Genomic DNA, 26,182 nt, shown 5'->3' on the forward strand with positions numbered 1-26,182 from the left:
ACTGACTCATGCCGCTTCCTCATTTTCAATCGGGCTCGACTGTGCCAAGGCTATTGCTTGGAAGGGTGTGGGTTCAGCCGTCGAGACATAGGTCACGATATCTACAGGCAGTTGGAGGCGTTGTTCGAGTGCCATTTTGAGTTCGGCACAAGCAAGCAGCGGAATCGTTGTCTGGGAGATCAACAGTAGATCCACATCGCCCCCTCGCTTTGTATCATCAAGACGCGAGCCAAACACATGAACGTTGACATCTGTGCCCATGAATTCGTGCACGCCTGAAAGAATGGCGGTGCGCTGTGCTTGAGTAAGACGCATGAAGACAGCTCCTTGCTTGTTAAAGTCTAGCACTGACTATATGACAGCCCCGCCACCTAATAACCTAACGCTAAGTCACTCTTGGAATATTCAGTTTACGCTTCCTAGCCAATCGGGCGCGCTTCGGCTAAGACTCTCGCTTGGGTGGGGCTTGGCTCATCAGTCGATACATAGGTGACAATTTCCACCGGCAGTTTGAGGTATTCTTCGAGTATTTGTTTGAGTTCAGCACACGGCTGTGGCGGTATCGCTGTCTGGGAGATCAACAGTAGATCAACGCCGCCGCCTCGCTTTGAATCATCTAGCCTTGAACCAAACACATGAGTTTCCACCGAATCACCAATAAACTCGCTCACACCAGAAAGAATGATTGCGCGATGTGTTTGGGTAATACGCATGAAGTCAGCTCCTTAACTGTATGACAGCCCCGCCACCTGATAATCTTATCGCCGAGCCACTTTAGGTGCATTTTAGTTTACGCTACCGGCGGCTTCGGTTCACTCTAACGATGGGATCTCATGCTGACATCGCTGCTGGATAATGACTTCTATAAGATCACGATGCAGAATGCCGTGATCAAACGCTTTCCTTATGCCCATGCGCGCTACGCCTTTATCAATCGTGGCGAGCACGCGTTTCCTGATGGTTTTGGCGCCGAACTTCGCCGCGAAGTCGATAAGATGGCATCGCTACGGTTGAGCGATGAGGAGAAGCGCTATCTCGAAATAACGTGCCCTTATCTCGACCCTACGTATCTCGATTTCCTTGCCGGGTTTCATTACAACCCCAGCGAGGTGATTGTAGAGCAGCAGGGGAGTGATCTTTCGGTGATCATTGAAGGGCCCTGGTACCGCACCATTCTCTGGGAAGTGCCGCTGATGGCGCTGATCAGCGAGCTCTGGTATCGGCTGCGTGGCGTGACGATAACGCCTGACGCTGATGCGATGATTGAGCAGCACGCCCAGGAGAAGATCGAACTGTACCGCCGTTTAGGGCTGAAAATCGCTGAGTTTGGCACCCGGCGGCGCTTCTCTTCTGACGTTCACGACCGGGTGGTCGGTGCGCTTAGCCATCATGGCGGTGAGGCCTTCAGCGGCACCAGCAATGTGCTGATGGCCATGCGCCACGGCGTTAAGCCGATCGGCACCCACGCCCACGAGTGGTTTATGTTCCACGGTGCCCGCTTCGGCTTCAAAATGGCCAATAGTCTGGCCCTGGAGCATTGGGTGGATGTGTACCGGGGGGATCTTGGGATTGCCTTAACGGATACCTTTACCTCGCGGGCCTTTTACGACAGCTTCGATAAGAAATTTGCCAAGCTGTTCGATGGCGTTCGCCACGACAGCGGCGATCCTATCGAGTTTGCTTCCCAGACCATCGAGCACTACGAGCGCTTGGGCATCAACCCGCTAAGCAAGACGATTATCTTCTCCGACGCGCTAACACCGGAGAAGGTCGAGCGGATACATGCCTTCTGCAAAGGTCGCATCGGCATGGCGTTTGGTATCGGCACCAACTTCACCAACGATGTAGGCGCTGAACCGATGAACATGGTGATCAAGATGGTCGAGGCGCGCCCGGAAGGGCAGGGCTGGCTGCCGGTGATCAAGCTTTCCGACGTGGCGGAAAAAAACACCGGCGACCCGGAGATGATCTCGCTGGCGAAGCGCATCTTGTCGCTGAATGGGAAGAATGCTTAGCCTCTAATCTGTTCGAAACATGGAAACCGCTTGTGGCTGATACCTCCAAACCACCCCATAATCCTCATGATCGGTTCTTTCGTAGCGCGATGGAAAACCACGCCGTCGCGCAGGGGTTCATGCAACATTATTTACCCAAGAAAATTAGCGCCGCCCTGGATTTAGGCAGTCTTAAGCTGGAGCATGATAGCCACCTCGATTCAGCCCTGCGAGAAACCGTCTCCGACCTGGTGTACCGTTGTCAATTAGCGGGGCAACCGGCGTATCTAGCTGTATTGGTCGAACATCAGTCAAGCCCCGACCCGCACATGCCCGTGCGTATCGGGCATTATCTGTTTGGGATGCTGACCAAGCAGTTGAAGCAGCGCCCCAAGGAACCCCTGGCACCGGTTCATGCACTGGTGTTCTACCACGGCCGTCAAACACCCTACCCCTACTCAATGGATCTTGCTGACTGCTTTGAAGATCCGCTGGGGCTAATGGAGACGCTGTTCCAGGGGCCAATACCATTAGTGGATGTAAATCAGCTTGATGACAAAGCGCTAAAACAACAGCAGTGGATAGGCTTGGTTGCTCGGGTACTAAAGCACATTCGCGAACCGCACATCGATCCTTACCTGATGGAATGGCTGCGTGACTGCGCGAGCTTTGACGAGCACAGTCGCCAGCAGTTGGATTTCATCGCTACCTTGCTAAACTATGTGGTAGGAACAGGCAACGTGATTGACCTTGATCAGTTGATTGAAGAGAGCCATCGCTTGCCCCAGCCTATAGGAGATACCTTTATGACCATTGCCACCCAGTTGGAAGCCCGAGGTGAAGCGCGAGGTGAAGCCAAAGGCAAAATCGAGGGTAAAATCGAAACCGCTCGGAACCTCTTGCAAGAGGGGGCTGATCCCCAGTTTGTAGCCAAGGTGACGGGGTTGCCTATTGATGATGTTAAGCGCCTTCAAAACCACGCTGAATAAGGTAAGCCCTAATTTTTCACTGATCGGTGCAGTGGCGCATAGAGCGCATCGGTCAGCGTGGCGAAGCTGTGGCCAAGGGCACGCTCGTTGAATAGCTTTTCAAAGCTTGGCCATTGGTGGAAGAGGTAGGCGCTTTGGGCGACTTCGCCGGTTTGAAAGCGGCCGCCTTCGTAGGCGGTTTCGGCGGCGGCGTAGGCGTCGCTCTCCTTTGCGCTATCGGCTTCCAATTCCGGCGTGCCTTGTTTGGCCAGCCAGGCGAAAGCGGCTTGCGGAGCCAGCGGTAGCGGGGCCTGCATGCCATCACACCAGGCGCTTAGCAGGTTTTGTAGCTGGTAGCGGGCATTCTCGGCTTCTAACGGTTCCAAGCGCACATGGCCTGCTTTTGAGAGTAGCTGGGTGGTCATCGGGTGTTTGGCATTGCCCGCTAAGTGGGCGACCCAAGGGCGTAGCAGGTGCTGCCAGCGATATTGACCGCGGCCACGCCCCTGGCTGATTAAACTACTGCTGAGCAGTAGCAGACGGCAGCGATTGCCTGCGTCATCCTGGCGAAGTTCTCCCAGCCAATCTTCCAGCGTTACCTTTCCTTCAACTCTTTCAACATGCACTGCCTGGGGCACCGCCACTACTTGCGGCCACTCTTGCAACGCTTCTTCGTAGGCGCCAAACAGGGCGTCCATTGGTTCTGCCAGCGCTTCGCGCATCCTCTCTCCAAAGGCACCCACGGCTAGCACGCCCTGGCCTTTAAAGCGTTCCAGTGCTGCGTGCAGTGCTTCCACTCGCGGCAGGCCGTTATCCACCGCTTGGCGCTGGGCGGCGATTAGCTGATCCTGCAACTGCCAGTTCTGTAGCCCGTCCAGGGTGAAGGGTTCAACGTCCAGCTGGGTAAGCTCCTCCTGCTCGAAATAGACTCCCAGGCGGGTGTTGAAAAACGCCTTGGCGGGTTCGCGTAGAAAGCTGCCTAGCTGGTTCAGGGTTAGCGTGCTCTGCTGTTCGCTGTCCGCCTTAAGCTCTGGTGATTTTGAGCCTTTATTGCTTTCGCCACTTGGGGTGTGCAGGGCGTGCCATTCATGTGCATACGTGAATAGCCGCGCCTGGGCGGGGGAGTCGTTGGCGTGGGAAGAGAAGTAGCGGCGGCTAAACGGCTGCAGCGGGTGCTCGGTGGTTAACGCTTCCAGCAGCGGCTCGCCGTTTTGCGTGTGCCAGCCCGCCTCCAGGTGGTCGCGCAACTGGCCGACCAGCACCGAGGGCGGCATGGGGTTGTTGTCGATCTGGCTGCGCCCCACCCAACTAATGTAGAGCTGTTGGCGGGCGGAGAGCAGCGCTTCCAGAAACAGGTAGCGGTCGTCTTCCCGCCGTGAGCGGTCGCCGGGGCGGTAGTCGCTGCCCATTAAGTCAAAGTCCAGCGGCGGCTGGGAACGGGGGTACTCGCCGTCGTTCATGCCCAATAAACACACCCGCTTAAACGGAATGGCGCGCATCGGCATGAGGGTGGCGAAGTTGACCGCGCCCGCCAGGAAGCGCTGGGAAAGACTATGTTCGTCGATTTGCCCTAGCCAGTGTTCACGCACCATGGAGAGCGGCAGCAGGTCAAAAAGCTCGGCTTCTTCGGTGCTGTCCAACAACTGCTGTAGCGCGGTTTCCAGCTTGGTGAGCATGACGCTCTCTTGAGCGTCGTCGGTCAAGAAGTAGGTTTCCAGCAGTTCACGCAGCCGGGCCACCCAGCTGGCGGCGTCGGTGGGCTGGCAGAAGGTTTCCCAGGTGCTTTCCAGTTTTTCCAGCAGATTTGCCAGCGGGCCTGCCAAAGAGGCTTCCAGCCCGCCAATATCATCGAATGGTTCGATGCCTTGCCACGCCTCTGCACTTCCCACCGTATACCCCAGTAGCAACCGGCGCAGGCCAAAGGCCCAGGTGTTCTGAGTTAGCCCTTCGGGTAGATCCAGCCGGGTGCGCTGCTCGGCATTGAGCCCCCAGCGGATGCCTGCACCCTCGATCCAGCGGCTGAGGGTCGGCAGGTCGTGCTCGTCGATGCCAAAGCGTGTGCGCAGCGCGGGGACTTCCAGTAGATCCAGCAGGTCGCTCACTGAAAGGCGAAGTTCTGGCAGGCGCAGTAGTTTTTCCAGCGCAATCATCAGCGGCAAGCGGTGGCGGCTGGCCTGATCCGAAAGGGTGTAAGGGATGTAGCGCGGGTCGTCGGGTCTCGCGTTCGCATTATAGCCACCGAAGGTGGAGCGGTACTGGCCGAACACCGCTTCTATGTGCGGCGCGTAGCGGTCGATATCCGGCACCATGACGATGATATCCCGCGGTCGCAAATCCGGGTCGGCGCTGAAGGCCGCCAGCAGCTGGTCGTGAAGGATCTCCACTTCCCGCTGGGGGCCGTGGGCGATATGGAACACGATGGAGTCGTCGCTGGCGGGGGCGAGCGCGGGCCAGTGGGTTTGGGTTTCCGCCACTGGGCGCAGCTCACGGATATCGTCTTGTAGCTGGCTGAGCAGGCAGTTGCGCTCTTCGCCGCTGAACGGCTCGAACATGTCGATGCGCAGCGCCTGCTGCTCGAATAGCGTTTGGTAGTTGCCCGCGTCGTCGTGTTCGTCGAGCAGGCGCAGGTAGTCGCGCCCCTGTTTGCCCCAGGCGGCCAGCAGCGGTTGGGCGTGCAGATGCAGGGCGTCGTCGGCATCACCGGTGCCGAGTACGTCCAGGGCGTCGGGCATGCCTGCCTTGCGCCGCTGGCGGTAGCGGCTGGCGCGGAGCAGGTCTTTGTGCTCGATGATATCCGCCCAGTAGTACTGGCAGGGGTTGTGCACGCAGAGCACGATTTGGCAGCAGCGCGACAGCGCCGCCAGGGCTTCTAACGTCTGTTGCGGCAGCGATGAGATGCCGAAAATAATCAATCGCCGGGGCAGGCCGGGTGGGCACGCTTGGCCTTCAAGCTGAACGGCGGCTTCTAGAAAGCGGCTGTGCACCTGGGCACGGCTGCTGTTAAGGCCTGCCTCGCCTAGATTATTAGCCACATCATCGCGCAGCGCGCGCCATAGCTCTGGCTGCCACAGCTGGTGTGCTTCCAGCGGGCGGGCTTCGCCCCGGGCGGTGATGAGTACATCGTTGCCCTTGGCCCAGGCGTCCAGCCAGTCGGCGCGATACACTTGGTACTGGTCGAATAGATCCGCCAGCCGCTCGGCCAGTTGGTAGTGCTTGCGCTGGTCGCGATCCACTTCTAAAAAGCGTGCCAGCGGAGCAAAAGCTTCCTGCTCGGCAAGGCTGGGCAGCAGGCGCAATAAGCGCCATATCAACCGCGATTTATCAAACGGCGAGGTTTCAGGCACCGCGTGGGCGTCGTGCGTTAAGTGAGTCAGCACCGTGCGGTAGGCCTGCCATAGAAAGCGCGCGGGCAGGGTGACGTTCAATGCCGCCGCTATGCCCGCACCGCCTTGGGCCGGGCCTTCCGCCAGCGCCAGTTTTAGCCACTGCCCAATGCCGTTGCTCTGTACCAGAATGGTCTCGTTCTCTAGCGGCGAGAGCGGATGTCGGCGCATCCACTCCACCGCCAAGCCGCGCAAATCTTCCAGGCGATTGGCATGTACCACCATAAAGCCCGGCGTTAACGGCGTTTGCGAGAGCAGCGAGTTTGCAGACATGCACGATTCCTTAATGGATGGTTCCTTCACGGCAGGGGCGGAGCGGCTAAGTGTATGGTGCCATAAGTTTAGTTCTGAAGCTTGAAACCCTAGCGTCCTGTTTGAGAACTGCTATGATGGAAATATGATGCATATAAGTTGGATATTAGCTGTATGAGCGTAGCAGGAGGTTGCCCATGGCAATTGACACTGTAAAAGAATCCCTTAATGAGTCATCCGGGTATTTGGTTCCTGATTCATTCGAGCGGTTTTTAGCTGATTTGAAGGGAGCTGCTCGTAAAGATCGCCACCCATTGATTAACCCGAAGTTGTTTGCCAGTGCATTGAGCATTGATATCCAAACGCTGGCCAACCAAGCACATGTTCATCGTACGACGATATCCCGTGCTCAGGGAGCGGAAAAACTTCAACGTTATCTTCGTGATGCACTTCGTGTGCTCGGCGCAGCGGCGGATATTAATGGTGACTTTCATGACGCTCTGTTTTGGTTTCGCAACGAGCCGCTTAGCGCATTTGACTATAAAACACCCGAGCAACTCGTAAGTGAAGGGCGCGCAGAAGACTTGTTGCGCTATGTTCAGGCGCTACAAGCAGGTGTAGTGGGATGATAGTGCTGCCGGAGCTGAAAACTCAGGCATACCGTGTACATGTTCCGCGCTGGGCATTTTCGCCTACTAGTGGGGCCGGAGCGAGAGAGCATGGAGGAAGGCTAAACCGAGTTGGTGTAGATGCATTATACCTGTCGCTAGAGGAGCAAACGGCGTTAGCGGAGTACAAGCAGCTTTCTGCATTAATGCCACCTGGACTGATTGTTAGCTATACGGTCAGCGTGACGACTATTGTCGATTTTCGATCAGGTTATAACTCGAAATGGGATAGCCTTTGGCAAGAGCTTAACTGTGACTGGCGTAAGTATTGGTTTAATCAGCGCATTGAGCCGCCTAGCTGGATATTAGGCGATATGGCGTTGGAGCAGGGGGCCAAGGGGATACTTTTTCCTTCGTTGGCAAGAGACTCAGGCACCAACCTCGTTCTCTATACCGAAACGTTAACAGAAAACGATATGCTCGAGGTTTATGATCCCAAAGGTGATTTGCCGCACAACGCGCGCTCTTGGCAGTAATTGTTTTTATTTTGATCTTCTTTTAAGACAGAGGTCATGTTGTAGAGCTAGGTATCATAAGTTAATCGTTTTCTGCGATGCTCGCTAGGCCGTCTTAGCTGCCCGCTTCTGGCCGCGATAGCGGTTTAATAGATAGGCGCAACCCCAAGGAGTTGGCTACTTTGCTAATGGTCGCAAAAGCCGGGTTTCCTTCCCCCGATAGGGCTTTGTAAAGCCCTTCACGGCTCATGCCTACGTCTTTGGCGAGTTGGCTCATGTTGCGGGCACGGGCGATATCACCAAGTGCGGCGGCAAGAAGAGCAGGATCATTTTCTTCCATTACTGCATCAAGATAGGCCGCAATATCCTCCTCAGTTTGAAGGTAATCAGCAGTATCGTAGTGACTGAAAGTGACATTAGGAACGGTCATGGTGTTACTCCTTCCATTGCGCGGCAATGGCTTTGGCTAGTTCGATATCGTGGGATTGGGTGGCTTTATCACCACCGCACAGCAGAACCACGATTACTGGCCCTTTGGTAATATAATAGACGCGGTAGCCTGGCCCATAAGGAATTCGCAGTTCAGAAACGCCTTTACCGACCGGCTTCACATCTCCAGGGTTGCCCAGACTCAAACGTCGGATGCGGGCTTCAACCTTGGCGCGGGCACGGATATCGCGAAGCTCGCGTAGCCATCTATCGAAAACATCGGTTTTAATCAACTCGATCATGGTGATAACTATAGTTGGCAGTTCTGAGAGTGTCAACTTTGGTTGACGTCTAATCAAAAGCAAAGAAACGATGGGGGGAACGCTATGGTGTCAGGAGTTAATCATCTTGCGGGATGCGATATATATCGCCAAGCTATGCGGATACCGTGAACAACGCTAAGAGAGATTTCTAATGTCTGATTCATCGCAAAACTCCCGCCGCCACTCTTCCCAAGTAGTCGATGGCCCAGGCAAAGCCGCTAGCCGTGCCATGCTGCGCGCCGTGGGCTTTACGGATGCCGATTTCAAGAAGCCTCAGGTGGGTATTGCCTCTACCTGGAGCATGGTGACGCCCTGCAACAGTCATATTAACGAGCTGGCTGAGTTTGCCCGTGACGGTGCCGATGCAGGCGGTGGTAAAGGTGTTATTTTCAATACTATTACCATTTCCGATGGTATTGCCAACGGCACCGAAGGGATGAAGTACTCGTTGGTGTCGCGGGAGGTGATCGCCGACTCCATCGAAACCGTCGCCGGTTGTGAAGGCTTTGATGGCCTCGTGGCCATTGGCGGCTGTGATAAGAACATGCCGGGCTGTCTGATGGGCCTGGCGCGCCTGAACCGCCCCAGCGTGTTTGTTTATGGCGGCACCATTATGCCTGGCAAGGGGCATACCGATATTGTTTCGGTCTTCGAGGCCATGGGCGCGCACTCCCGTGGTGATATCGACCTGATCGAGCTTAAGAACATCGAAGAAACGGCGATCCCTGGCCCTGGCTCCTGTGGGGGGATGTACACCGCCAACACCATGGCGTCGGCGATTGAAGCCTTGGGCATGAGCCTGCCGGGTAGCTCGGCGCAAAACGCCATCTCCCAAGAGAAGCGCGACGACTGCAAAGCGGCGGGCGAGGCGGTGCTGGCGCTGTTAGCCGACGATATCAAACCCTCCGATATTATGACCCGCGAGGCGTTCGAGAACGCGATAACTGTCGTCATTGCTTTGGGTGGCTCTACCAATGCGGTGCTGCACCTTATCGCCATGGCGCGCACTATCGGCGTTGAACTGTCGCTGTCCGATTTCACTGAAATAGGTAAGCGCGTACCGGTGCTTGCCGACCTGCGCCCCAGCGGCCACTACATGATGAGTGAGCTGGTGGCGATTGGCGGTATTCAGCCGCTGATGAGAATGCTGTTGGATGCGGGCTTGCTCAACGGCAACTGCTTGACCGTCACCGGCAAAACGTTGGAAGAGAACCTTGCTGAGGTTGAGCCTTACCCTGCTGAGCCGCCGATTATTGCATCGCTGGGTAATCCGATTAAAACGGAAAGCCATCTGCGCATGCTCTACGGCAACCTGGCACCGGAAGGCGCGGTAGCGAAGATTACCGGGAAGGAGGGCACTCGCTTCTCTGGTTCAGCGCGGGTATTTGGCTCGGAAGAAGAAGCCCAGGCGCGTATTAACGATGGCACCGTCGTTGCCGGCGATGTGGTGGTGATTCGCTATGAAGGGCCGAAAGGTGGCCCCGGTATGCGCGAAATGCTCACACCGACCTCGGCGATTATGGGTCGTGGTTTGGGTAACGACGTGGCGCTCATTACCGATGGGCGCTTCTCCGGTGGCAGCCACGGTTTTGTGGTCGGCCATGTGTCACCGGAAGCTTTTGACGGCGGCCCGTTGGCGCTGGTGAAAGATGGCGATACCATCACCATCGATGCTGAAGCGGATACTATCGATGTTGACCTCTCCGATGAAGAGCTGATGCGCCGCCGCGCCGCCTGGCAGCAGCCAGAACCCCGCTATACACGCGGTGTGCTGGCTAAGTATGCGCGTTTGGTTAGCTCGGCCAGCACCGGCGCGGTGACCGACCAGGAGTAATCTGCGTTGCCGTTATGAGCGTATCCTCATGAGCACGCTGTCATAAAGAATTAAAGCGTAAGGCTTAGTATAAAAGCCTTGCGCTTTTTTATTGGAATAACAGGTGGCCGAAATGGTGGAGCAAACGCAGGCACGTGGGCGCATAGGTGAGGTGTTTTGGGTATTTTTAGCACTCGGCTTAACGTCCTTTGGCGGCCCGGTAGCGCACCTGGGGTATTTTCGCACGGCCTTTGTGGAACGGCGCCAGTGGCTCTCTGAGCAGGCCTACGCTGATCTAGTGGCGCTGTGTCAGTTCTTACCGGGGCCCGCTAGCAGCCAGGTGGGCTTTGCTCTTGGCCTATTGCGCGCGGGGCCTTGGGGGGCTGCCATGGCGTGGCTGGCGTTTACACTGCCCTCGGCGATTATCCTGGTGCTGTTTGCGTTTGGCGCGGCGGTGCTGGATGGCCCTATTGGCAGTGGCATTATCCATGGCTTAAAAGTGGTGGCGGTGGCGATTGTTGCCCACGCGGTGTGGGGCATGGCGCGTAATCTCTGCCCGGATAAAACCCGCACGGGAATCGCGCTTGCGGCGGTATTGACGGTGGTGCTGGTCAGTGGCCCACTGGGTCAGGTGTCGGCGATTGTGTTGGGGGGCTTAGCCGGGCTAACACTGTGTCGCGATAGCGCTGCCGCTACAGCAAGTGAGTCGCTGCATTTTCCGGTGACGCGTAAGGCAGGCATGGTGGCGCTGGGGGTATTCGCAGGGCTGTTGATTCTGCTGCCGTTATTGGCGGGGATGGCGGTTTGGCTGGATATCGCCGATGCGTTTTACCGTTCAGGCGCATTAGTGTTTGGTGGCGGGCACGTAGTGCTTCCGCTGTTGGAAGCGGAAGTGGTGCAGTCGGGTTGGCTTACGCCGGGTGAGTTTTTGGCCGGTTACGGGGCCGCTCAGGCGGTGCCAGGGCCGCTATTTACCTTTGCGGCTTATTTAGGCGCGCTGCTGCCCGGTATCAATGGTTTAGTCGGTGCTTTGCTGGCGCTGCTGGCAATCTTTATCCCCGGCTTTTTGCTGTTAGTGGGCGTGCTGCCGTTTTGGAATCAATTTCGTCAGTGGGGCAGTGCCCAGGCGCTAATGCGCGGTGCCAATGCAGCAGTGGTCGGTATTCTAGGCGCGGCGCTTTATCAGCCGGTGTGGACGAGTGCGATCATTGGTGCAGAAGAGTTTTCGCTGGCGCTTACCGGTTTCTTGCTATTAACCGTATGGAAGCTGCCCGCTTGGGTCGTGGTGGTGGTTGTAGCGTTTGGGGGGATTGCGATTGCGCCATGAGCCGTCATTACGAACGAAGTGAAGTAATCTCGGGATTGGTGTAAGTGTGAAAAAAACTTTCTTGGCAGACCGCCGGGAGGCGGCCTGCGTGGAGTGGAGAAGTGGGAACAGCAGAAAAAGTGTCTGCTATGGCGCCTCCAGCTCTAAGGTGCGACGTAGGGCGTGAAGTTCATCCACTCCCAGATGCTCAAGCCTTCCGGCGAGCAGGTCGCTGATTTTCTGAACGGGAAGTCCTGCCCGGCGGGCAATTTCTCGGCTTCCTAGGTCTGATACGGCGATCAGACGCGTGATAATACGCATTAATCGCGTACGTTTTTCAAGTTCCCTGACGTCGAGGTCAGGGCTGCTTCGCGGAGGATCAAGCTGTTCCGCAGTGGCAGTTGCGCGTGCCGTGCTCATGTGGCTCCATCAGTCTGAAATGACAAACACACAATGCCGCCAACCGGTGCGCATTTCAATGCCTATTTTGATGAAAATTTCACGACCTCGGCAACGCCCGCAAACGGGCTAGCTCTGGTAGACTATTCGCCTTCCTATTTTGATGTGTGCCTGACCCGGCGCACGCTGTTTTTTAATTTAGTTTCGCTTTTTATAGGCCGTTGGGCCGAGGAGTTTTGCATGTCGTCGAACAGCGCACCCAAGGTGGGCGTGATCATGGGATCCAAGTCCGACTGGCCAGTCATGGAGCACGCTGTTTCCATGCTGGAGCGTTTGGGCGTGGCTTATGAAACTCGCGTGGTGTCAGCACACCGTACACCTGACCTGCTGTTTGACTATGCCAAGAGCGCTGCCGAGCGCGGTTTGCAGGTAATTGTGGCAGGCGCGGGCGGTGCTGCTCACTTGCCAGGTATGGTGGCCTCGCAAACGCCACTACCGGTACTGGGTGTGCCGGTGGAGTCGAAAGCGCTAAAAGGTTTGGATTCGCTGCTCTCCATTGCGCAGATGCCCGGCGGCATCGCAGTGGGCACCCTGGCGATTGGTAAAGCGGGCGCGACTAACGCTGGTTTGTTAGCAGCGCAGATCGTTGGCCTGCAAGATGCGACCGTACGCAGCGCGGTTGAAGCGTTTCGCGCCGAGCAGACTCAGAAAGTTCTCGACAACCCTGACCCGCGCCCCGAGCCGGAAGCGGAATAAGGAGTCTGGCTATGAACTCTGGTATTGCAAAAAACATTGGCGTACTGGGTGCAGGTCAATTAGGCCGCATGTTGGCGCTAGCGGGTTATCCGCTGGGTAATCGTTTCACTTTTTTAGATACTACGGGTAATCCCAGTGCTGGGATTGGCGATGTAATTGTCGATCCTAATAACCAGCACCTGGCTGAGTTTTTGGCCAAGGTTGATGTAGTGACCTACGAGTTCGAACACCTGCCCGTTCAACTGTTGCGCGAAATTGAGCAGCACAAGCCGGTTTATCCCAGCAGTCGTGCCATTGAAGTGTGCCAGAACCGGGTCGAAGAGAAGACACTGTTTGATCGTCTAGGCATTCCGACCCCTGCTTACCGGGTAGTGCAGAGCGCCGAGCAGCTTGAAGCCGCCGCCCGTGAGTTGGGTTGCCCGGTGGTGGCAAAATCGGTCACTGAAGGCTACGACGGTAAAGGCCAGGCCGTCTTGAAACAGCCTGAGCAGGCTGGCGAGGCGTGGAGCGCAATTGGCCATTCGCAGTTGGTCGTTGAGGCCTTCGTCGACTTCGTGCGGGAAGTCTCGATGATTGCCGTGCGCGGTCGTGATGGTGAGGTGGTGTTCTACCCCATGGCCGAAAACCAGCATGTGGATGGCATCCTGCGCTACTCTGTGGCGCCGCTGCCGGATCTGGATGTCAGCGTTCAGCAAACCGCTGATGGCTATATTCGTGCACTGCTTGATGAGCTGGATTACGTGGGCGTGCTAGCGCTAGAGCTGTTTCAAACCCGCGATGGCAGCCTGCTCGCCAACGAAATGGCGCCCCGGGTGCATAACTCTGGCCACTGGACGATGGACGGCGCAGTGACCAGCCAGTTTGAAAACCATCTGCGCGCGATACAGGGCTTGCCCTTAGGCGATACCCAGGCGATTGCCCCCACCTGCATGATTAACGTGATTGGTCGTGAAGGCGATAACGCGGCGATTCTAGCGCTTGCTAATACGCACCTGCATCGCTACGACAAAGCAGAGCGTGCCGGCCGTAAGCTCGCCCACGTCAATATTCTCGCGCCCAACCATGCCGAACTGTTGGAAAAAGTTAACGCCTGTAGTGCGTTACTGCCGGAGGCGCCGCCGCCACAGCTAAGCTTTACCATCAAACAGTAGTTTCTACAGCCGCCTGCTTAGCTCAGGCGGCTTTTTTCTACCAATGTTGTCCAATCATGCAACTTTTATCGCTAAAAGTGACTAAATGCGCTAAAAAGGAGCCACAACAAAAAATCAGCAAATTATGCTGATCTTAATAGCGACTTTTAGGCGGATAGTTAGTATGCCTCACTCTTCAACTACTGGGTCTGCCCCTGGGCTGCGCAGTGGTTTCCATCGCGACCACCATGTCACTGTAAAGCGCCTGCATAGCGAAAAAGTACGTCTGCTGTACGACAACCTTTGGCAACCGGTGCTAAGCAGCGTGTTGGCAGGCATGCTGCTAGTCGCTGCCATGTGGCCAGTGGTCGCAAGCTGGGTACTGCTCACCTGGCTCGCAGTATTGACCTTTGTTTCGTTCGCTCGCCTTGCCTTGGCCTACTATTTTCGCCGCTTACCGGCACAGCAACAGCAGCGCCGCCGCTGGCTATACCGGTTTAGCGCCGGGGCAGTTTTAGCTGGCTGTGTCTGGGGAGTCGGCGGGGTCGTTCTGTTTACTGGCGAAAATCACGGTCAGGTGGCTGCGCTTTCGATTGTATTGGCGGGCATTGCTGCCGGTGGTGTCACAACGCTTTCGGCCGTTTGGTGGGTGGCACTCGGTTTTGTGCTGCCGATTTTGCTTCCCCTGCTAGTGCAGTTTTTACTATTAGGTTCACCGCTGGCAGTTTTAATTGGTGCCATGCTTAGCCTGTTTCTTGGCCTGATTGTTACCACTAGTCGACGTTTAAGCAGAATTATTCACGATAACATTGCCCTGCGGGTGAATATGTCGGCCCGGGAGGCGCAGTTGCAAGAGAGCGAAAATCGCTACCGCTCTATCTTTCAACGCTCGCCGTTGGGAGTGCTGCATTTTGATAGCCAGGGTTTCATCACTGATTGTAATAGTAAGCTGTTGGAGATACTGGACGTTAACCGCGCTCAGTTGCTCGGCTATAAGATGCTATCCAGCTCGGCGAATCCAGAGGTTGCCAAGGCCGTGCGCAATGCCCTCGCTAAAGGAACTGGCTATTATGAGGGAACTTACTATTTGCCCAAAGCGAGCGCAGGCACCCCGCTACGGGCATTCTTCAACGGTGTGCATAGTGCCAGTAATGAGATGGTCGGCGGCGTAGCCATTATTGAAGATTTCACCGAGCGTAAGCGTGCTGAGGCGATTATTTACCGTCAGGCTTTTTATGACTCTCTCACCGATCTACCCAATCGGCGGCTGTTTATCGAGCGTTTGGCAACTCTTTGCGATGAGAAACAAACAGAGCCTCAGAGCGGGTTACTGATGTTTTTGGATATGGATCGCTTTAAGTTGATTAACGACACTTTGGGACATGCAGCGGGCGATAATCTACTAGTGCAAGTGGCTCGCCGCCTTGAAAGCTGCTTGAACGGGGAGGATATGGCTGCTCGTCTCAGCGGGGATGAGTTTGTGCTAATGGCCCTGCTTGGCGAGGGGGCAGATGAGATCCTGGAGGCGCGTGCTGAGACTTATATGCTTAAGGTTCAGCAGGCTCTCTCTCAGCCTTACCGACTGGCAAGTAACGATACCAACGTAACGCCCAGCATAGGCTATACCTGCTTCACAACCGTCGCTTGCGATTACGAAGAAGTACTTAAACAAGCGGATATTGCGATGTATCGTGCAAAAACAGAAGGCCGGGCGCAGCTTTGCCGCTACCAGCCCTGGATGCGCGATAAAATGCAGTGATCCGAACGCTTAAGCCAATTGACCGATTAGCAGCACCCATAAAGCGATTAACGCAAAGTGGCCGGGGTACCACGCTAACCATAAACGTCGCGGCATCACTAAGTAGACGGGGGGGATTCGTTGCGCTGCACCTGCAGCAAGTACCAGCACGATGAGGCACGTACCTACAGTAAACGATTTGGCCATGTCAGAGGCATTCATTTGCCCGGAAATCCAGAGTGCTGGAAATGCCGCTAGGCCTGCCCATAGGCGCGCTTGGAAATGGCTCTCAGTTTGGCTCAAGGCGTGCATCGCGAACATTAATAGTGGAATCAGCAGCAGCCCGTTGTGCCCGTACTCCACCCAAAAACCGAGCAGATACCACACGGTCACACCTACCGCTGCACCGGCTAACAACCAGGGCAAACCTAACGTTTGCTGCTGGTAGTGCTGCCAGCCTTGGCGCACTAGCGCACCTAAGGTTAAACCACTGGCCAGGGTAAAGCAGACGTTGAGGATAAATGCGTCTGATGAGCGTGGCATCATCATGTAGGGGAGTTGGGCAACCAAGCCGATAATTAGAATTCGGCGCGAGTAGCGCAGTGGGTTGCGGGTATTAAACAGGCCGTGCCAGGCCACCATGGCGGCAAACAGCGGGAAGGCGATACGGCCAATGGAAGACCCGGCCCAGCTTAGATCCCAATCGCCGGGCAGCACATAGCGAGTGAGGTGATCCACGGTCATGGTGATCAGGGCCAGCCACTGCCCCCAGCCGGTCCAGTGAGAAGAGAGGCGAGGTAGCGTGCCTGCATGTGGGCTAGTCGGGTGAGCCATAAAACCTCCGTGTTGAACATGCGCGATGATACACAGACAGAGGTAGCTTTACCTAGTTCACTGAATTTTCAGCGTTAGGTAGAAACGCATCACCCCGGCGGTTGCCGGGGTGATGGACACTAGGGCCTGTTGACGTTTCATCGCGAACCGCGTTGCCCCACAAAGCGCGTCAGACAAGGCGCAAAACGCTGGGAAGGGTGGTTCCCTTTTCAAGTTTTGCAACGCCGTATGGCGCGCTTTGCGGGGCAACCCGAAGGGCTGGGCCCGTTTTTATCCGCGGCGGCGTTAGTCGTCGTTCATTTGGAACCACCAAACTTCTCTCCTCCTGCCTTGCCGCGAATAAAAACGGGCTCCAGCGCGGCCGCGAGTGAAACGTCAACAGGCCCTAGGGCTTGCTGTGATGCTTACTCTTGCCCACCGAAATAACGGTTGTAGATCTCGTCGTAAGTGCCGTCTTCTTTCACTTCAGCCAGGGCTTCGTTGAACTGCTCAGCGAGTGCTTCGTCGCGTTGACGGAACGCGATACCAAAGCCATCACCAAAATACTCTTTAGGTTCGGTGAGCATCTCGCCGACAACAACGTAGTTGCCTTCTTCGCTATCCAGTAACGTGGACTTACCGACTGGGTAGTCGAGGAACAAGATGTCCAAACGCTCGGACTCCATGTCCAGCACCATGTCATCGGCGGTAGAATAGCGGTTGATGTCGGCGACATCGCCATACATGTCGGTGACGTAATTGTCCTGCAGAGTGCCGCGCTGAACGCCGATGGTCATGCCGGCGAGCGACTCTTCATTGGTTGCATCAAGGTCGGTGCCTTCAGGAGCAAACCAGGCGGACGGTGGGGTGATGTAGGGGTCAGAGAACAGCACTTGCTCGCGACGGTCATCATTGATCGTCATGGAGGACATAATAGCGTCGTATTTACGTGCCATGAGACCCGGGATAATGCCGTCCCAGCCCTGTACAACCCATTCACATTCAACGCCGATACGCTCGCAGAGGGCGTTGCCCAGGTCGATATCAAAGCCGGTCAGCTCGCCATCCGGCGTGCGATATTCCATCGGCTCGTAAGGCACATCAACCCCGATACGTAGTTGGTCTTCTTGCGCCTGGGCGGCGCTTACTGCAACGGCTAAGCCTAGCAGTGAGACAGACAGCAGTTTTTTCATTATGTATCTCCTTGGAAGCAGAGTTCATTTAAGCAACCACTGCCTAATGATGGCGTTGCCTATAGGGCGTTGACCACGTTAGTCACAGGTTGCGTTGTGATGATCATTGATAACTTATCCTAACTCGGCGTTGACGAAAAGCGCTTGATGATTCGTAAACCAACGTTTGTTTCACACTAGGAGTTCTGTGGCTGTAGATGTGCGAGCAGCTTTTTCTCTAGATAACGAAAGAGATACAGGATGGTGAAGGTTAAACACAGGTATATCGCTGCCACAAACAAGAATGCGTCAAAAGGTGCATAAAAACGCGCATAGACAAAGCGCGCCGCGCCGGTCAGATCCATAATCGTCACTACGCTGGCAATAGCGCTGGCATGTAGCATGAAAATGACTTCGTTGCCGTAGGCCGGCAGTGCGCGACGAAAAGCGCTGGGGATAATAATGCGCCGCATGGTCTGCTGAGGTGACATGCCATAGGCACGAGCCGCTTCAATTTCACCTTTCGAGGTAGACTTAATCGCGCCGCGAAAAATCTCGGTCGTATAGGCGGCGGTGTTGAGGGTAAATGCAATGAGTGCGGGAACGAACGGTTCTTCAAGTATCACCCATAGCCAACTTTCTTGGATTCCGTCCACGAACACCACGCCGTAATAAATCAGGTAGAGTTGGATGAGTAGCGGTGTGCCACGAAAAACATAGGTGTAAGCAAAAATAGGCCACTTAATCCAGGCGTGTTTTGAACCACGCCCAATGGCAAGGGGTACCGCAGCGATTAAGCCAATGACCAGTGATAAAAAGACCAGTTGCACCGTGGTGGTCAACCCATCGCCATAGTAGGAAAGCGTTTGCAGCGTGAAAATACTGTTCTCGGCAAGCTGATTTTCGAGCCATGTCATGAAAGCGGTCATTAGTCTGCCTCCCCATAGCCAATGTTGTAGCGTTTTTGCAGACGAGCAAAGATCCATTCCGAAACGCTGGCGATGAGCAGATAGATAAGCGCGACAATAATCATGAAAGTGAAAGGTTCGCGCGTCGCTTTAGAGGCTTCTGAGGCGACACGCACCATATCAGAAAGCCCGATTACCGAGACCAGTGCTGTGGTTTTGAGCAATACCATCCAGTTGTTGGAAAGGCCAGGCAGCGCATGGCGCATCATCTGCGGAAAACGGACGCGACGAAAAACCAGCCCATCGCTCATGCCATAGGCTTTACCTGCTTCGATTTGCCCATTATCGACCGCCATAAAAGCGCCGCGAAAGGTTTCCCCCATATAGGCCCCGAAGATTAGCCCAATGGTGACAACGCCCGCGACGAAGGCATTAATATTGATAAAAATATCGATATCGAACGAGTAGTAAATCCAGTCGGTGATCATGTTGACGCCAATTTGGCCGCCGAAAAAAAACAGCATCATCAACACGAGGTCGGGCACACCGCGAATAAGTGTGGTGTAAAGCGTGGCAAGACGATGAGCTAACCAGTTGCGCGACATCTTCGCGCTGGCGGTCAGGAGCCCTAAAATAATCGCTAAAATCAGCGACAACACCGCTAATTGGATGGTGACGCCAGCCCCTTCGATCAGCCGGGGGCCATACCCTTGTAAATCAATCATGGTCAGCCTCGCGGATCAGTAATTAGGTGCCAGGAATTGCTGCAGGCGCGGTGATTGCGGGTTGCCTAACACTTGATCGGGCGGGCCAGCTTCTTCCACCAGGCCCTGGTGAAGGTAAATCACTTGGCTGGAGACATCACGGGCAAACCCCATCTCGTGAGTCACCACGACCATGGTGCGCCCCTCTTCAGCGAGGTCGTGCATGACTTTCAATACGTCACCGACCAATTCCGGGTCAAGAGCGGAGGTGGGTTCGTCAAACAGCATCACTTCTGGATCCATCGCCAGTGCGCGGGCAATAGCGCCGCGCTGCTGTTGGCCGCCGGACATCTGTGCTGGGTAGGCGTTGGCGCGGGCCGTTAAGCCAACCCGATCGAGCAGTGCATGGGCGTGCTCCAAGGCTTCTTTTTTGGGTTTTTTCAGCACATGAATCGGCGCTTCGATGATGTTTTCGAGCAGCGTCATGTGGGCCCACAGGTTAAAGCTCTGGAACACCATGGAGAGCTTGGCGCGCATTTGTACCACCTGCTTCCAATCTTCAGGTTCGCGGCCGTGCTTCGTGGTCTTAAAGCGAATGGGTTCGCCATGGACAATGAGGTCGCCATCGTCGGGCTGTTCAAGCAAGTTCATGCAGCGCAAAAAAGTACTTTTACCCGATCCAGAGGCACCAATCAGGGTAATCACATCGCCCTTTTGGGCTTGTAATGAAAGACCTTTCAGAACTTCCGTATCGCCAAAGCGTTTTTTAATATTACGCACTTCAAGGGGAGTAGGCGTAGCGGCCATATCATTGGCTCCAGTACAGAGTTGCCGCAGCAACAAGTGGGTTTGTTTGATGCGGCTGGCGCGAAAAAGGGGCGATTCTATCAGGCTGGGCGCATTATGCGCGCTTTCCTTCTAACATTATGCACTCGACGATAGTCGTATCGACGTCGAGGGTTCTGTTGTCGCCTCACCATTGTTATTGTCTTGGCTAAAGTAGATCCTGCTTGGGGGGTTAAACGATAGGCGCCACCAACAGCGCGGCACGGGCGCCCACCTCTACTTGTGCGTTAGGAAACACCACATGAAGGGGCGTATCGCCTACCCGAAACTCACCCGACTTACCGTCTTGGGCCAGCAGAGTGCCGGGCTCAAAGCGGCTGAAGTTGGCTGTGTCCTCGGCAAAACAGAGTGTAAAGTCCTCCGAGTGACGCATTAATTCGTGTTGAACCTGGAAAAACTGCATTTGCGTGGCGGGCTGATTGGGTGGCGTATGTCCTTCACTAAGCGCGGTGAGTAGTGTACGCATCGGTTGTAATGATGCCATATCGTTGTGGCCAAAAGGCGCTACCCGCCCTAGCTCAAAGGTAAATGCCTGAGCGGCGTGATAGTGCTTGCTGTAGTGGGAGAATGTCCAGCTGTGCTGATGTTGGTGCAGCACCGCCTGCATACCCGCCGCCGCCAGCCAGCCCCACTGCTCAGCATCGGTGGAGGATTCGGCAAAAGGCTCCACTACAAAACAGGGGTAGCGGCTATCCCGAATTGCGGTATGTAGGTCGTAGTGCAGTTTGGGGCGCCCGGCATGGCGGGCATAAAAACTATCCACCGCGGCCATTAATTGCCTGGCGCGATCTGGCTCCTCGCCCTTGGCGGCTAGTTCGCGGCTAAACAGCCGGTTTAAATTGGTGGTAAGGAAACGCTGCTGCGCCTTAAGCGCGGGCAGGTTGCCTAAAATCACCAGCACAGGAGCGCCGAGCGATATGCTGCCCGCTTCTACGCCGCTTAACCATTCACCCACCAGTTCAACCGGTGCGGTTTCATTGCCATGGATCGCCGCTGAAAAAATGCACGTGTGGGCGCTTTGGCTTACCGTGTTAGGGGTGAGCTCCAAAATACCAGGCGCATGCAAATGATAAGTGCCGCTGGCGAAGACGCCTTGGCTGGCGGTGGGGAGTTGCCCATCAAGCGACCAGTCGAGCCATTGGCCTAGCATTGTCGCTCCTCAGTTAACTGTTTTGAGTATCGTTGTCAGTATAAAAGCGAGCCTAGGTTTACCACGCTGGGCGTATGCCACAAGCCCGCAGGTCGTTCGCGTGTAAAACCCTAGCGTATTCGTGAAAAAGCGTCTTCATGAAACACGCGGAAGCTGAAAAGTGGCTTTATTTAATCGCTAACAGCAAAAAACGCCCATGGGGTGCATGAGCGTTTTTCAATTTGTTCATCACGTTACGCTGAACGCTGGCGCTGCATTTCTTCCTGGTACTCGCTAGCAAGCGATGTCTTTTGTTTATCTTGCAGGCCACGGCCCGCCAGCTGGAAAACCTCTTGCTCTTCTTCATCCAGGTGGTGAGTGACTAAATCCTGGAGCTGTTTGGCGTGGGTCAACCAGTGGGTTGCACTGTAGTCAGTTTCATCAAGCAGTTCTAAAAGCTCATCAATTTCATGATGTTCGGCAACGCTATGGCGGGCTTTTTCCTGAGTCAGGTCGATTGACATCATTGGGATATAGAGCGCCCGCTCTTCGGCAGCGGCGTGATAATGCAGCTCTGCCCGTACCTGCTGATACAGTTTATCTCGCTCATCGCTGTCTCCATGTGTTTCAACTAAGCGGGCGAGCAGGTCGCGCTGAATATCGTGATCCTTGCGCAGGGCTTCAAAAATCGTCATTCCAGACTCCTTGGATACGTTTGATGTAGGCAAGTCAAAAGCTAGTGGTGGTTGGCGTAAAGTGCAAGATGGCGTTCGTCGATGAAATCGACGCCCACGGACGAAAACATTCGCTTTTTTCTATGCTTGAGTGCGCTATGTTGTGTTTACTACTTATTAGGCGACGCCCACTTTAGGCGACGCTCACTGCACTACTCATAACTGCACTATTCATAAGTGAAGGAGATAGTAATGACAAAGGTACTGGTACTTTATTATTCCATGTATGGCCATATTGATACGCTGGCTCAGGCCGTGGCAGAAGGCGCAAAGGGTGTGAGCGGTGTTGAGGTGGCGGTGAAACGCGTTCCTGAAACCATGCCTGAAGAGGCGTTCAAGAATGCAGGCGGTAAGCAGGATTACGACACGCCGGAAGCGACGCCTCAAGAGCTTGCCGATTACGATGCGATCATTTTCGGTACGCCCACCCGCTTTGGGAATATGGCCGGTCAAATGCGTACCTTCCTGGATCAGACCGGTGGCCTGTGGGCGAACGGTGCTCTGCGTGGCAAAGTCGCTAGCGTGTTCACTTCTACCGGTACTGGCGGCGGTGATGAGATGACCATCACCTCTACTTGGACCACACTTGCCCACCACGGTATGGTGATTGTGCCGATTGGTTACGGTCTCGAAGAGCAGTTTGATATTTCTAAAGTGAGCGGCGGTACGCCTTACGGCGCCGCAACCATTGCTGGTGGTGACGGCTCACGCCAACCTGACGAGCGTGAGCTGAAAATCGCCCGTTTCCAAGGCGAGTTGGTCGCAAAAACGGCGGCTAAACTGGCCAGTTAATTAGTTTACTAGCCAAGACATATACGAGTCAGCCAAGTAAAAGCCTCGCCGGATATATCCGGCGAGGCTTTTTTTGGGGTTGGGATATTGTGGCTGGGATTATAGTTTTACTATGCTCCGCGTGCCGCCGTGTAAATTGTGTAGACGGATTGACTGGCCGTCATAAATAGTCGATTGCGGCTCTTGCCCGCAAAACACACGTTCGAGCAGACTTCGGGTAGCAATACTCGGCCCAGCAAGGTGCCTTCCGGTGAGAAAACCACTACTCCGTCGATACCTTCACCACCATTGGCGCTTGACCAGATATTGCCATCCACGTCACAGGCCATGCCGTCGAAAATAGTGTCTTCGCTGGTCACGATAACTTGCCGGTCGCTGACACTGCGACCATCTTCACCCAGCGACCAGCGAATAATTCGCGCGGGTTCGTCGAAATGGGTGGGGGCACTGTCACTGGCGTAGAACCCTTCGCCATCCGGCGTTAATACAATACCGTTTGGCTTATAAATATCGTCGGTCAGCATGATGGGCTCATCCAGGCTGTCATCGACGTAATAGATGGCCGTTTCTAGCTCCAGGTCTCGTTTTTTGCCCTCGTAGTCGAAGTGAGCACCATAGCCTGGATCAGTGAAGATCACTCCACCCGAGGGCAGTGCCACCACGTCATTAGGGGCATTGAGCGGTTTGCCCTGATAGCGCTCGGCGAGCACCGTTGTGCTGCCGTCCCACTCGTAGCGTAAAACGCGTGAGGGATAGTGCTCGCAAGCAATTAGCCGCCCCTGATGATCGAAGGTATTACCGTTAGAGTGGCCGACATTGTCTCTCAATACGCTGACTTGACCAGTGGATTCGTCCCAGCGCATCTGCTTGGCACGAGGTATGTCGCTGAAAACAACATAACGACCTACGGCGTTCCATGCTGGCCCCTCTGTCCACAGACCTCCACTCCAGTGGCGTTCTAGAGGACTGTTAAAAATCATGTAATCACTAAAGCGGGAATCTTCGACTTTCCAGGCATCGATTGGGTATCGTTCCGGGGTGGAACCTTGTGAGCTCTGCAAAGCAAAAAGCTGGGGCGATGTGCCAACAGCGGCCAGGGCGGCCGATGCCGAAAGGAACTGACGGCGTCCAAGTTTCATAGCATTGTCCTGATGGTTGTTTGTTGATGTTGTTATGAGCGAAGTGAAACTGATGTTTCTTCCACCCTCAGGACAAATGTAGAACATAAGCGATTAAAAAACATACATTGGCTGCCCGGTTGGATTCAACCAGACAGCCAATCTTTATGCCATATGTGTGTCAGTGCGAAATAGCGTTGGCAATCGCCTTGCCTAGGCTTGCAGTGGTGCCTTCTCCACCCACATCGCGGGTAAGTACGGTGGCATCCCCTTCGCTCAATACTTCCTCAATGGCCGTGACTATTGCGTCACCGGCTTCTTTGTAACCGAGGTGCTCCAGCATCATGGCGCCTGACCAAATTTGACCGATAGGGTTGGCAATACCCATACCGGCGATATCCGGCGCGCTGCCGTGTACTGGCTCGAACAAGCTCGGAAAGTTGCCTTCAGGGTTGATGTTGGCTGAAGGGGCAATGCCTATCGTGCCGGTGCAGGCGGGGCCGAGATCAGAAAGAATATCGCCAAACAGATTGCTGCCCACGACGACATCAAACCAATCCGGGTGGAGAACGAAGTTGGCGGTAAGAATATCGATATGAAATTTATCCACCGCGATTTCAGGGTAGCCCTTCGCCATTTCGACCACACGTTCATCCCAATACGGCATAGTGATTGAGATGCCGTTGGACTTGGTCGCGGAGGTGAGCTTTTTACGCGGGCGAGTTTGGGCCAGTTCAAAGGCGTATTTCAATACGCGGTCTACGCCGGTGCGGGTCATGACCGTGTCTTGAATGACCACTTCACGGTCGGTGCCTTCAAACATTTTGCCACCAACGCTTGAGTACTCGCCTTCAGTGTTCTCACGCACCACGTAAAAGTCGATATCCCCGGGTTTACGGCCTGCTAGCGGGCTTTTAATGCCGGGCATGAGCTTGCAGGGGCGCAGGTTGATGTACTGATCAAAGCGGCGCCGGAATTGCAGCAGTGAGCCCCACAGGGAAATATGGTCGGGTACTTTGTCGGGCCAGCCCACCGCGCCATAAAACAGCGCATCAAAACCTTTTAACTGCTCAAACCAGTCATCCGGCAGCATTTTGCCGTGTTCCAGGTAATAGTCGCAGCTGCCAAACTCAAAGGTGGTGAACTCAAGATCAAGATTAAAGCGCTTGGCGGTCGCTTCAAGGGCGCGGATGCCTTCAGGCATGACTTCGGTGCCGATGCCGTCACCGGCGATAATGGCAATACGGTGGGTCATAGTGGTTCCTTACCTTGTTAGTTACTTTTTATGCTTGTGAGTCGTGAGTCGTGAATAGTAAATAGAGTGTAGCGGCTATTTTGGTGGAGATAATCAGGCTACTATTCAAGTTATTATTGCGTGAAAGTGCAGAATGACTGAGGAGCGATATGGCGCACCTGGATGATTTGGCGTTTTTTCAGCACTTGGCGCGGGCGGGAAGCCTGACGGGGACTGCTCGCGAGCTGGGGCTATCGCTCTCGGCGGTAAGCAAGCGGCTAAAACAATTGGAGGCGCGCCTGGGGGTAGAGCTAGCTGCTCGCACTACGCGGCGGTTGACGCTGACCGCAGAGGGTGAGCGCTACTTGGCCCGTGGCGCGCTGATTTTAGATGAGTTGGATGAGTTGGAAAATTCACTGGGTGAGGGGGTCGATCAGGCGCTTAGCGGACGTTTGCGGGTAAACGCTACTTTTGGCTTTGGGCGCCGCCATATTGCGCCACTGCTGTCACGCTTTTGTGCCGATCACCCCGGGGTGGAAGGGTGGTTGGAGTTAACCAATTTTCCGCTTAATTTGAGCGATCACGGCTTTGATATTGGTATTCGCGTGGGCGAGCCACCGGAGTCGCGCTTGGTCGCCCGGCGTATTCTGGCCAATCGGCGGGTGCTCTGCGCGTCGCCTGCTTACATTGCCCAGGCACCGTCTTTGCAAGTACCGGCAGATTTACAGCAGCACGCTTGTTTGGTGATTCGCGAGAATGACAGTGATTTCCCCCTCTGGCGCTTTGAACAAGTCGCTCAGTCTGCAAAAGGACTGCCTGGGCAGACACAGTCGATAAAGGTCAGCGGTCGATTAGCCAGCAACGATGGCGAGGTCATTACCCGCCTGGCCTTGGACGGCCACGGTGTCATGCTGCGCTCCTGGTGGGACGTTAACGAGCACCTTGCCAGTGGCGCATTGGTAGCGCTGTTGCCAGGCTGGCAGGGGGTGCGGGCAGATTTTTATGCGGTGTTTGAGCAACGCCGCCATGTGCCCGCCCGGCTGCGCGCTTTTATTGACTATGTTCAGCGAGAGATAGCGGGGCGGGTACCAATATTGCCTGATGGGAGCTAATCAGAA

General features: G+C 55.1%; 26 protein-coding genes. 11 read left to right on the forward strand and 15 right to left on the reverse strand.

Annotation, left to right across the window (positions count from 1 at the left end; genetic code table 11):
• Positions 1–6 precede the first annotated feature (6 nt).
• Together HZS52_RS12850 and HZS52_RS12855 are read right to left on the reverse strand one after the other, a co-directional pair.
• The gene (locus tag HZS52_RS12850) at positions 7–315 is read right to left on the reverse strand and encodes a nucleotidyltransferase family protein (protein ID WP_190372916.1); all 309 of its coding nucleotides are present in this window, start codon (positions 313–315) and stop codon (positions 7–9) included.
• 104 nt (positions 316–419) lie between these two features.
• Entirely contained in the window at positions 420–713 is a 294-nt protein-coding gene (locus HZS52_RS12855; RefSeq protein ID WP_041158177.1) for a nucleotidyltransferase domain-containing protein, read from the reverse strand.
• A gap of 120 nt (positions 714–833) precedes the next feature.
• Between HZS52_RS12855 and pncB the strand changes: the two genes are divergently transcribed.
• Both pncB and HZS52_RS12865 read left to right on the forward strand, forming a co-directional pair.
• Positions 834–2,015: a nicotinate phosphoribosyltransferase gene (pncB, locus tag HZS52_RS12860; RefSeq protein WP_190372917.1), complete on the forward strand. Its 1,182-nt coding sequence runs from the start codon at positions 834–836 to the stop codon at positions 2,013–2,015.
• A 32-nt stretch (positions 2,016–2,047) separates the two neighbouring features.
• A complete protein-coding gene (locus HZS52_RS12865) occupies positions 2,048–2,983 on the forward strand; it encodes an Rpn family recombination-promoting nuclease/putative transposase (RefSeq protein WP_138801637.1) in 936 nt (311 codons plus the stop codon).
• An 8-nt stretch (positions 2,984–2,991) separates the two neighbouring features.
• Here the strand turns inward: HZS52_RS12865 and recC are convergent, their stop codons facing one another.
• A complete protein-coding gene (gene recC / locus HZS52_RS12870) occupies positions 2,992–6,618 on the reverse strand; it encodes an exodeoxyribonuclease V subunit gamma (RefSeq protein ID WP_190372918.1) in 3,627 nt (1,208 codons plus the stop codon).
• 176 nt (positions 6,619–6,794) lie between these two features.
• On the opposite strand from recC, the gene HZS52_RS12875 reads away from it, so the two are divergent.
• Both HZS52_RS12875 and HZS52_RS12880 read left to right on the forward strand, forming a co-directional pair.
• Positions 6,795–7,226, forward strand: a complete 432-nt coding sequence (locus HZS52_RS12875; RefSeq protein ID WP_022522688.1) for a DUF2384 domain-containing protein — start codon at positions 6,795–6,797, stop codon at positions 7,224–7,226.
• On the forward strand, positions 7,223–7,741 hold the full coding sequence (locus HZS52_RS12880; protein WP_009287632.1) for an RES family NAD+ phosphorylase: 519 nt from the start codon (positions 7,223–7,225) through the stop codon (positions 7,739–7,741). Before HZS52_RS12875 ends, HZS52_RS12880 begins: the two co-directional genes overlap by 4 nt.
• A 94-nt stretch (positions 7,742–7,835) precedes the next feature.
• Here HZS52_RS12880 and HZS52_RS12885 read toward each other — a convergent pair whose 3' ends face one another.
• Positions 7,836–8,150, reverse strand: a complete 315-nt coding sequence (locus HZS52_RS12885) for an addiction module antidote protein (RefSeq protein ID WP_022522689.1) — start codon at positions 8,148–8,150, stop codon at positions 7,836–7,838.
• Between the two features lie 4 nt (positions 8,151–8,154).
• The gene (locus HZS52_RS12890; RefSeq protein WP_022522690.1) at positions 8,155–8,451 is read right to left on the reverse strand and encodes a type II toxin-antitoxin system RelE/ParE family toxin; all 297 of its coding nucleotides are present in this window, start codon (positions 8,449–8,451) and stop codon (positions 8,155–8,157) included.
• Positions 8,452–8,623: 172 nt separating this feature from the next.
• On the opposite strand from HZS52_RS12890, the gene ilvD reads away from it, so the two are divergent.
• Together ilvD and chrA are read left to right on the forward strand one after the other, a co-directional pair.
• Positions 8,624–10,306, forward strand: coding sequence for a dihydroxy-acid dehydratase (gene ilvD, locus HZS52_RS12895; protein WP_009287633.1), 1,683 nt, complete (start codon positions 8,624–8,626; stop codon positions 10,304–10,306).
• A 112-nt stretch (positions 10,307–10,418) separates the two neighbouring features.
• The gene (gene chrA, locus HZS52_RS12900) at positions 10,419–11,612 is read left to right on the forward strand and encodes a chromate efflux transporter (protein ID WP_190372919.1); all 1,194 of its coding nucleotides are present in this window, start codon (positions 10,419–10,421) and stop codon (positions 11,610–11,612) included.
• Positions 11,613–11,738: 126 nt separating this feature from the next.
• On the opposite strand, the gene HZS52_RS12905 is transcribed toward chrA, so the two are convergent.
• Positions 11,739–12,011 carry an XRE family transcriptional regulator gene (locus tag HZS52_RS12905; RefSeq protein ID WP_008958942.1) on the reverse strand — a complete coding sequence of 91 codons (273 nt, stop codon included), beginning with the start codon at positions 12,009–12,011 and terminating at the stop codon, positions 11,739–11,741.
• A 219-nt stretch (positions 12,012–12,230) separates the two neighbouring features.
• Between HZS52_RS12905 and purE the strand changes: the two genes are divergently transcribed.
• From purE to HZS52_RS12920, 3 genes are all read left to right on the forward strand, one after another.
• Entirely contained in the window at positions 12,231–12,746 is a 516-nt protein-coding gene (purE, locus tag HZS52_RS12910) for a 5-(carboxyamino)imidazole ribonucleotide mutase (RefSeq protein ID WP_022522693.1), read from the forward strand.
• 11 nt (positions 12,747–12,757) lie between these two features.
• Positions 12,758–13,897 (forward strand): 5-(carboxyamino)imidazole ribonucleotide synthase, encoded by a 1,140-nt coding sequence (locus HZS52_RS12915; RefSeq protein ID WP_022522694.1) that lies wholly within the window; start codon positions 12,758–12,760, stop codon positions 13,895–13,897.
• Positions 13,898–14,060: 163 nt separating this feature from the next.
• Complete coding sequence (locus HZS52_RS12920; protein WP_190372920.1) at positions 14,061–15,635, forward strand: diguanylate cyclase domain-containing protein; 1,575 nt, start codon at positions 14,061–14,063, stop codon at positions 15,633–15,635.
• 9 nt (positions 15,636–15,644) lie between these two features.
• Here the strand turns inward: HZS52_RS12920 and HZS52_RS12925 are convergent, their stop codons facing one another.
• The 7 genes from HZS52_RS12925 to HZS52_RS12955 form a co-directional block, all read right to left on the reverse strand.
• Positions 15,645–16,448, reverse strand: coding sequence for a TraX family protein (locus HZS52_RS12925; protein ID WP_190372921.1), 804 nt, complete (start codon positions 16,446–16,448; stop codon positions 15,645–15,647).
• Positions 16,449–16,852: 404 nt separating this feature from the next.
• Positions 16,853–17,620 (reverse strand): transporter substrate-binding domain-containing protein, encoded by a 768-nt coding sequence (locus HZS52_RS12930; RefSeq protein WP_190372922.1) that lies wholly within the window; start codon positions 17,618–17,620, stop codon positions 16,853–16,855.
• Positions 17,621–17,796: 176 nt separating this feature from the next.
• Positions 17,797–18,528: an ABC transporter permease gene (locus tag HZS52_RS12935; RefSeq protein ID WP_022522697.1), complete on the reverse strand. Its 732-nt coding sequence runs from the start codon at positions 18,526–18,528 to the stop codon at positions 17,797–17,799.
• Entirely contained in the window at positions 18,528–19,232 is a 705-nt protein-coding gene (locus tag HZS52_RS12940) for an ABC transporter permease (RefSeq protein WP_027960125.1), read from the reverse strand. Before HZS52_RS12940 ends, HZS52_RS12935 begins: the two co-directional genes overlap by 1 nt.
• A gap of 15 nt (positions 19,233–19,247) precedes the next feature.
• Positions 19,248–20,018, reverse strand: coding sequence for an ABC transporter ATP-binding protein (locus tag HZS52_RS12945; RefSeq protein WP_022522698.1), 771 nt, complete (start codon positions 20,016–20,018; stop codon positions 19,248–19,250).
• Positions 20,019–20,229: 211 nt separating this feature from the next.
• Positions 20,230–21,207 carry a succinylglutamate desuccinylase gene (locus HZS52_RS12950; protein WP_190372923.1) on the reverse strand — a complete coding sequence of 326 codons (978 nt, stop codon included), beginning with the start codon at positions 21,205–21,207 and terminating at the stop codon, positions 20,230–20,232.
• A 233-nt stretch (positions 21,208–21,440) separates the two neighbouring features.
• Positions 21,441–21,881, reverse strand: coding sequence for a hemerythrin domain-containing protein (locus HZS52_RS12955; protein ID WP_022522700.1), 441 nt, complete (start codon positions 21,879–21,881; stop codon positions 21,441–21,443).
• 231 nt (positions 21,882–22,112) lie between these two features.
• Here HZS52_RS12955 and wrbA point away from each other — a divergent pair, with 231 nt between their 5' ends.
• Positions 22,113–22,712 (forward strand): NAD(P)H:quinone oxidoreductase, encoded by a 600-nt coding sequence (gene wrbA / locus HZS52_RS12960; protein WP_022522701.1) that lies wholly within the window; start codon positions 22,113–22,115, stop codon positions 22,710–22,712.
• A 110-nt stretch (positions 22,713–22,822) separates the two neighbouring features.
• On the opposite strand, the gene HZS52_RS12965 is transcribed toward wrbA, so the two are convergent.
• Both HZS52_RS12965 and HZS52_RS12970 read right to left on the reverse strand, forming a co-directional pair.
• A complete protein-coding gene (locus tag HZS52_RS12965; RefSeq protein ID WP_027960127.1) occupies positions 22,823–23,851 on the reverse strand; it encodes an SMP-30/gluconolactonase/LRE family protein in 1,029 nt (342 codons plus the stop codon).
• Positions 23,852–24,011: 160 nt separating this feature from the next.
• Positions 24,012–25,085, reverse strand: a complete 1,074-nt coding sequence (locus tag HZS52_RS12970; protein ID WP_190372924.1) for a tartrate dehydrogenase — start codon at positions 25,083–25,085, stop codon at positions 24,012–24,014.
• 149 nt (positions 25,086–25,234) lie between these two features.
• Between HZS52_RS12970 and HZS52_RS12975 the strand changes: the two genes are divergently transcribed.
• Positions 25,235–26,176: a LysR family transcriptional regulator gene (locus HZS52_RS12975; protein WP_190372925.1), complete on the forward strand. Its 942-nt coding sequence runs from the start codon at positions 25,235–25,237 to the stop codon at positions 26,174–26,176.
• Positions 26,177–26,182 lie beyond the last annotated feature (6 nt).

The organism is Vreelandella titanicae, from assembly GCF_014697095.1.
GTDB lineage: Bacteria > Pseudomonadota > Gammaproteobacteria > Pseudomonadales > Halomonadaceae > Vreelandella > Vreelandella titanicae.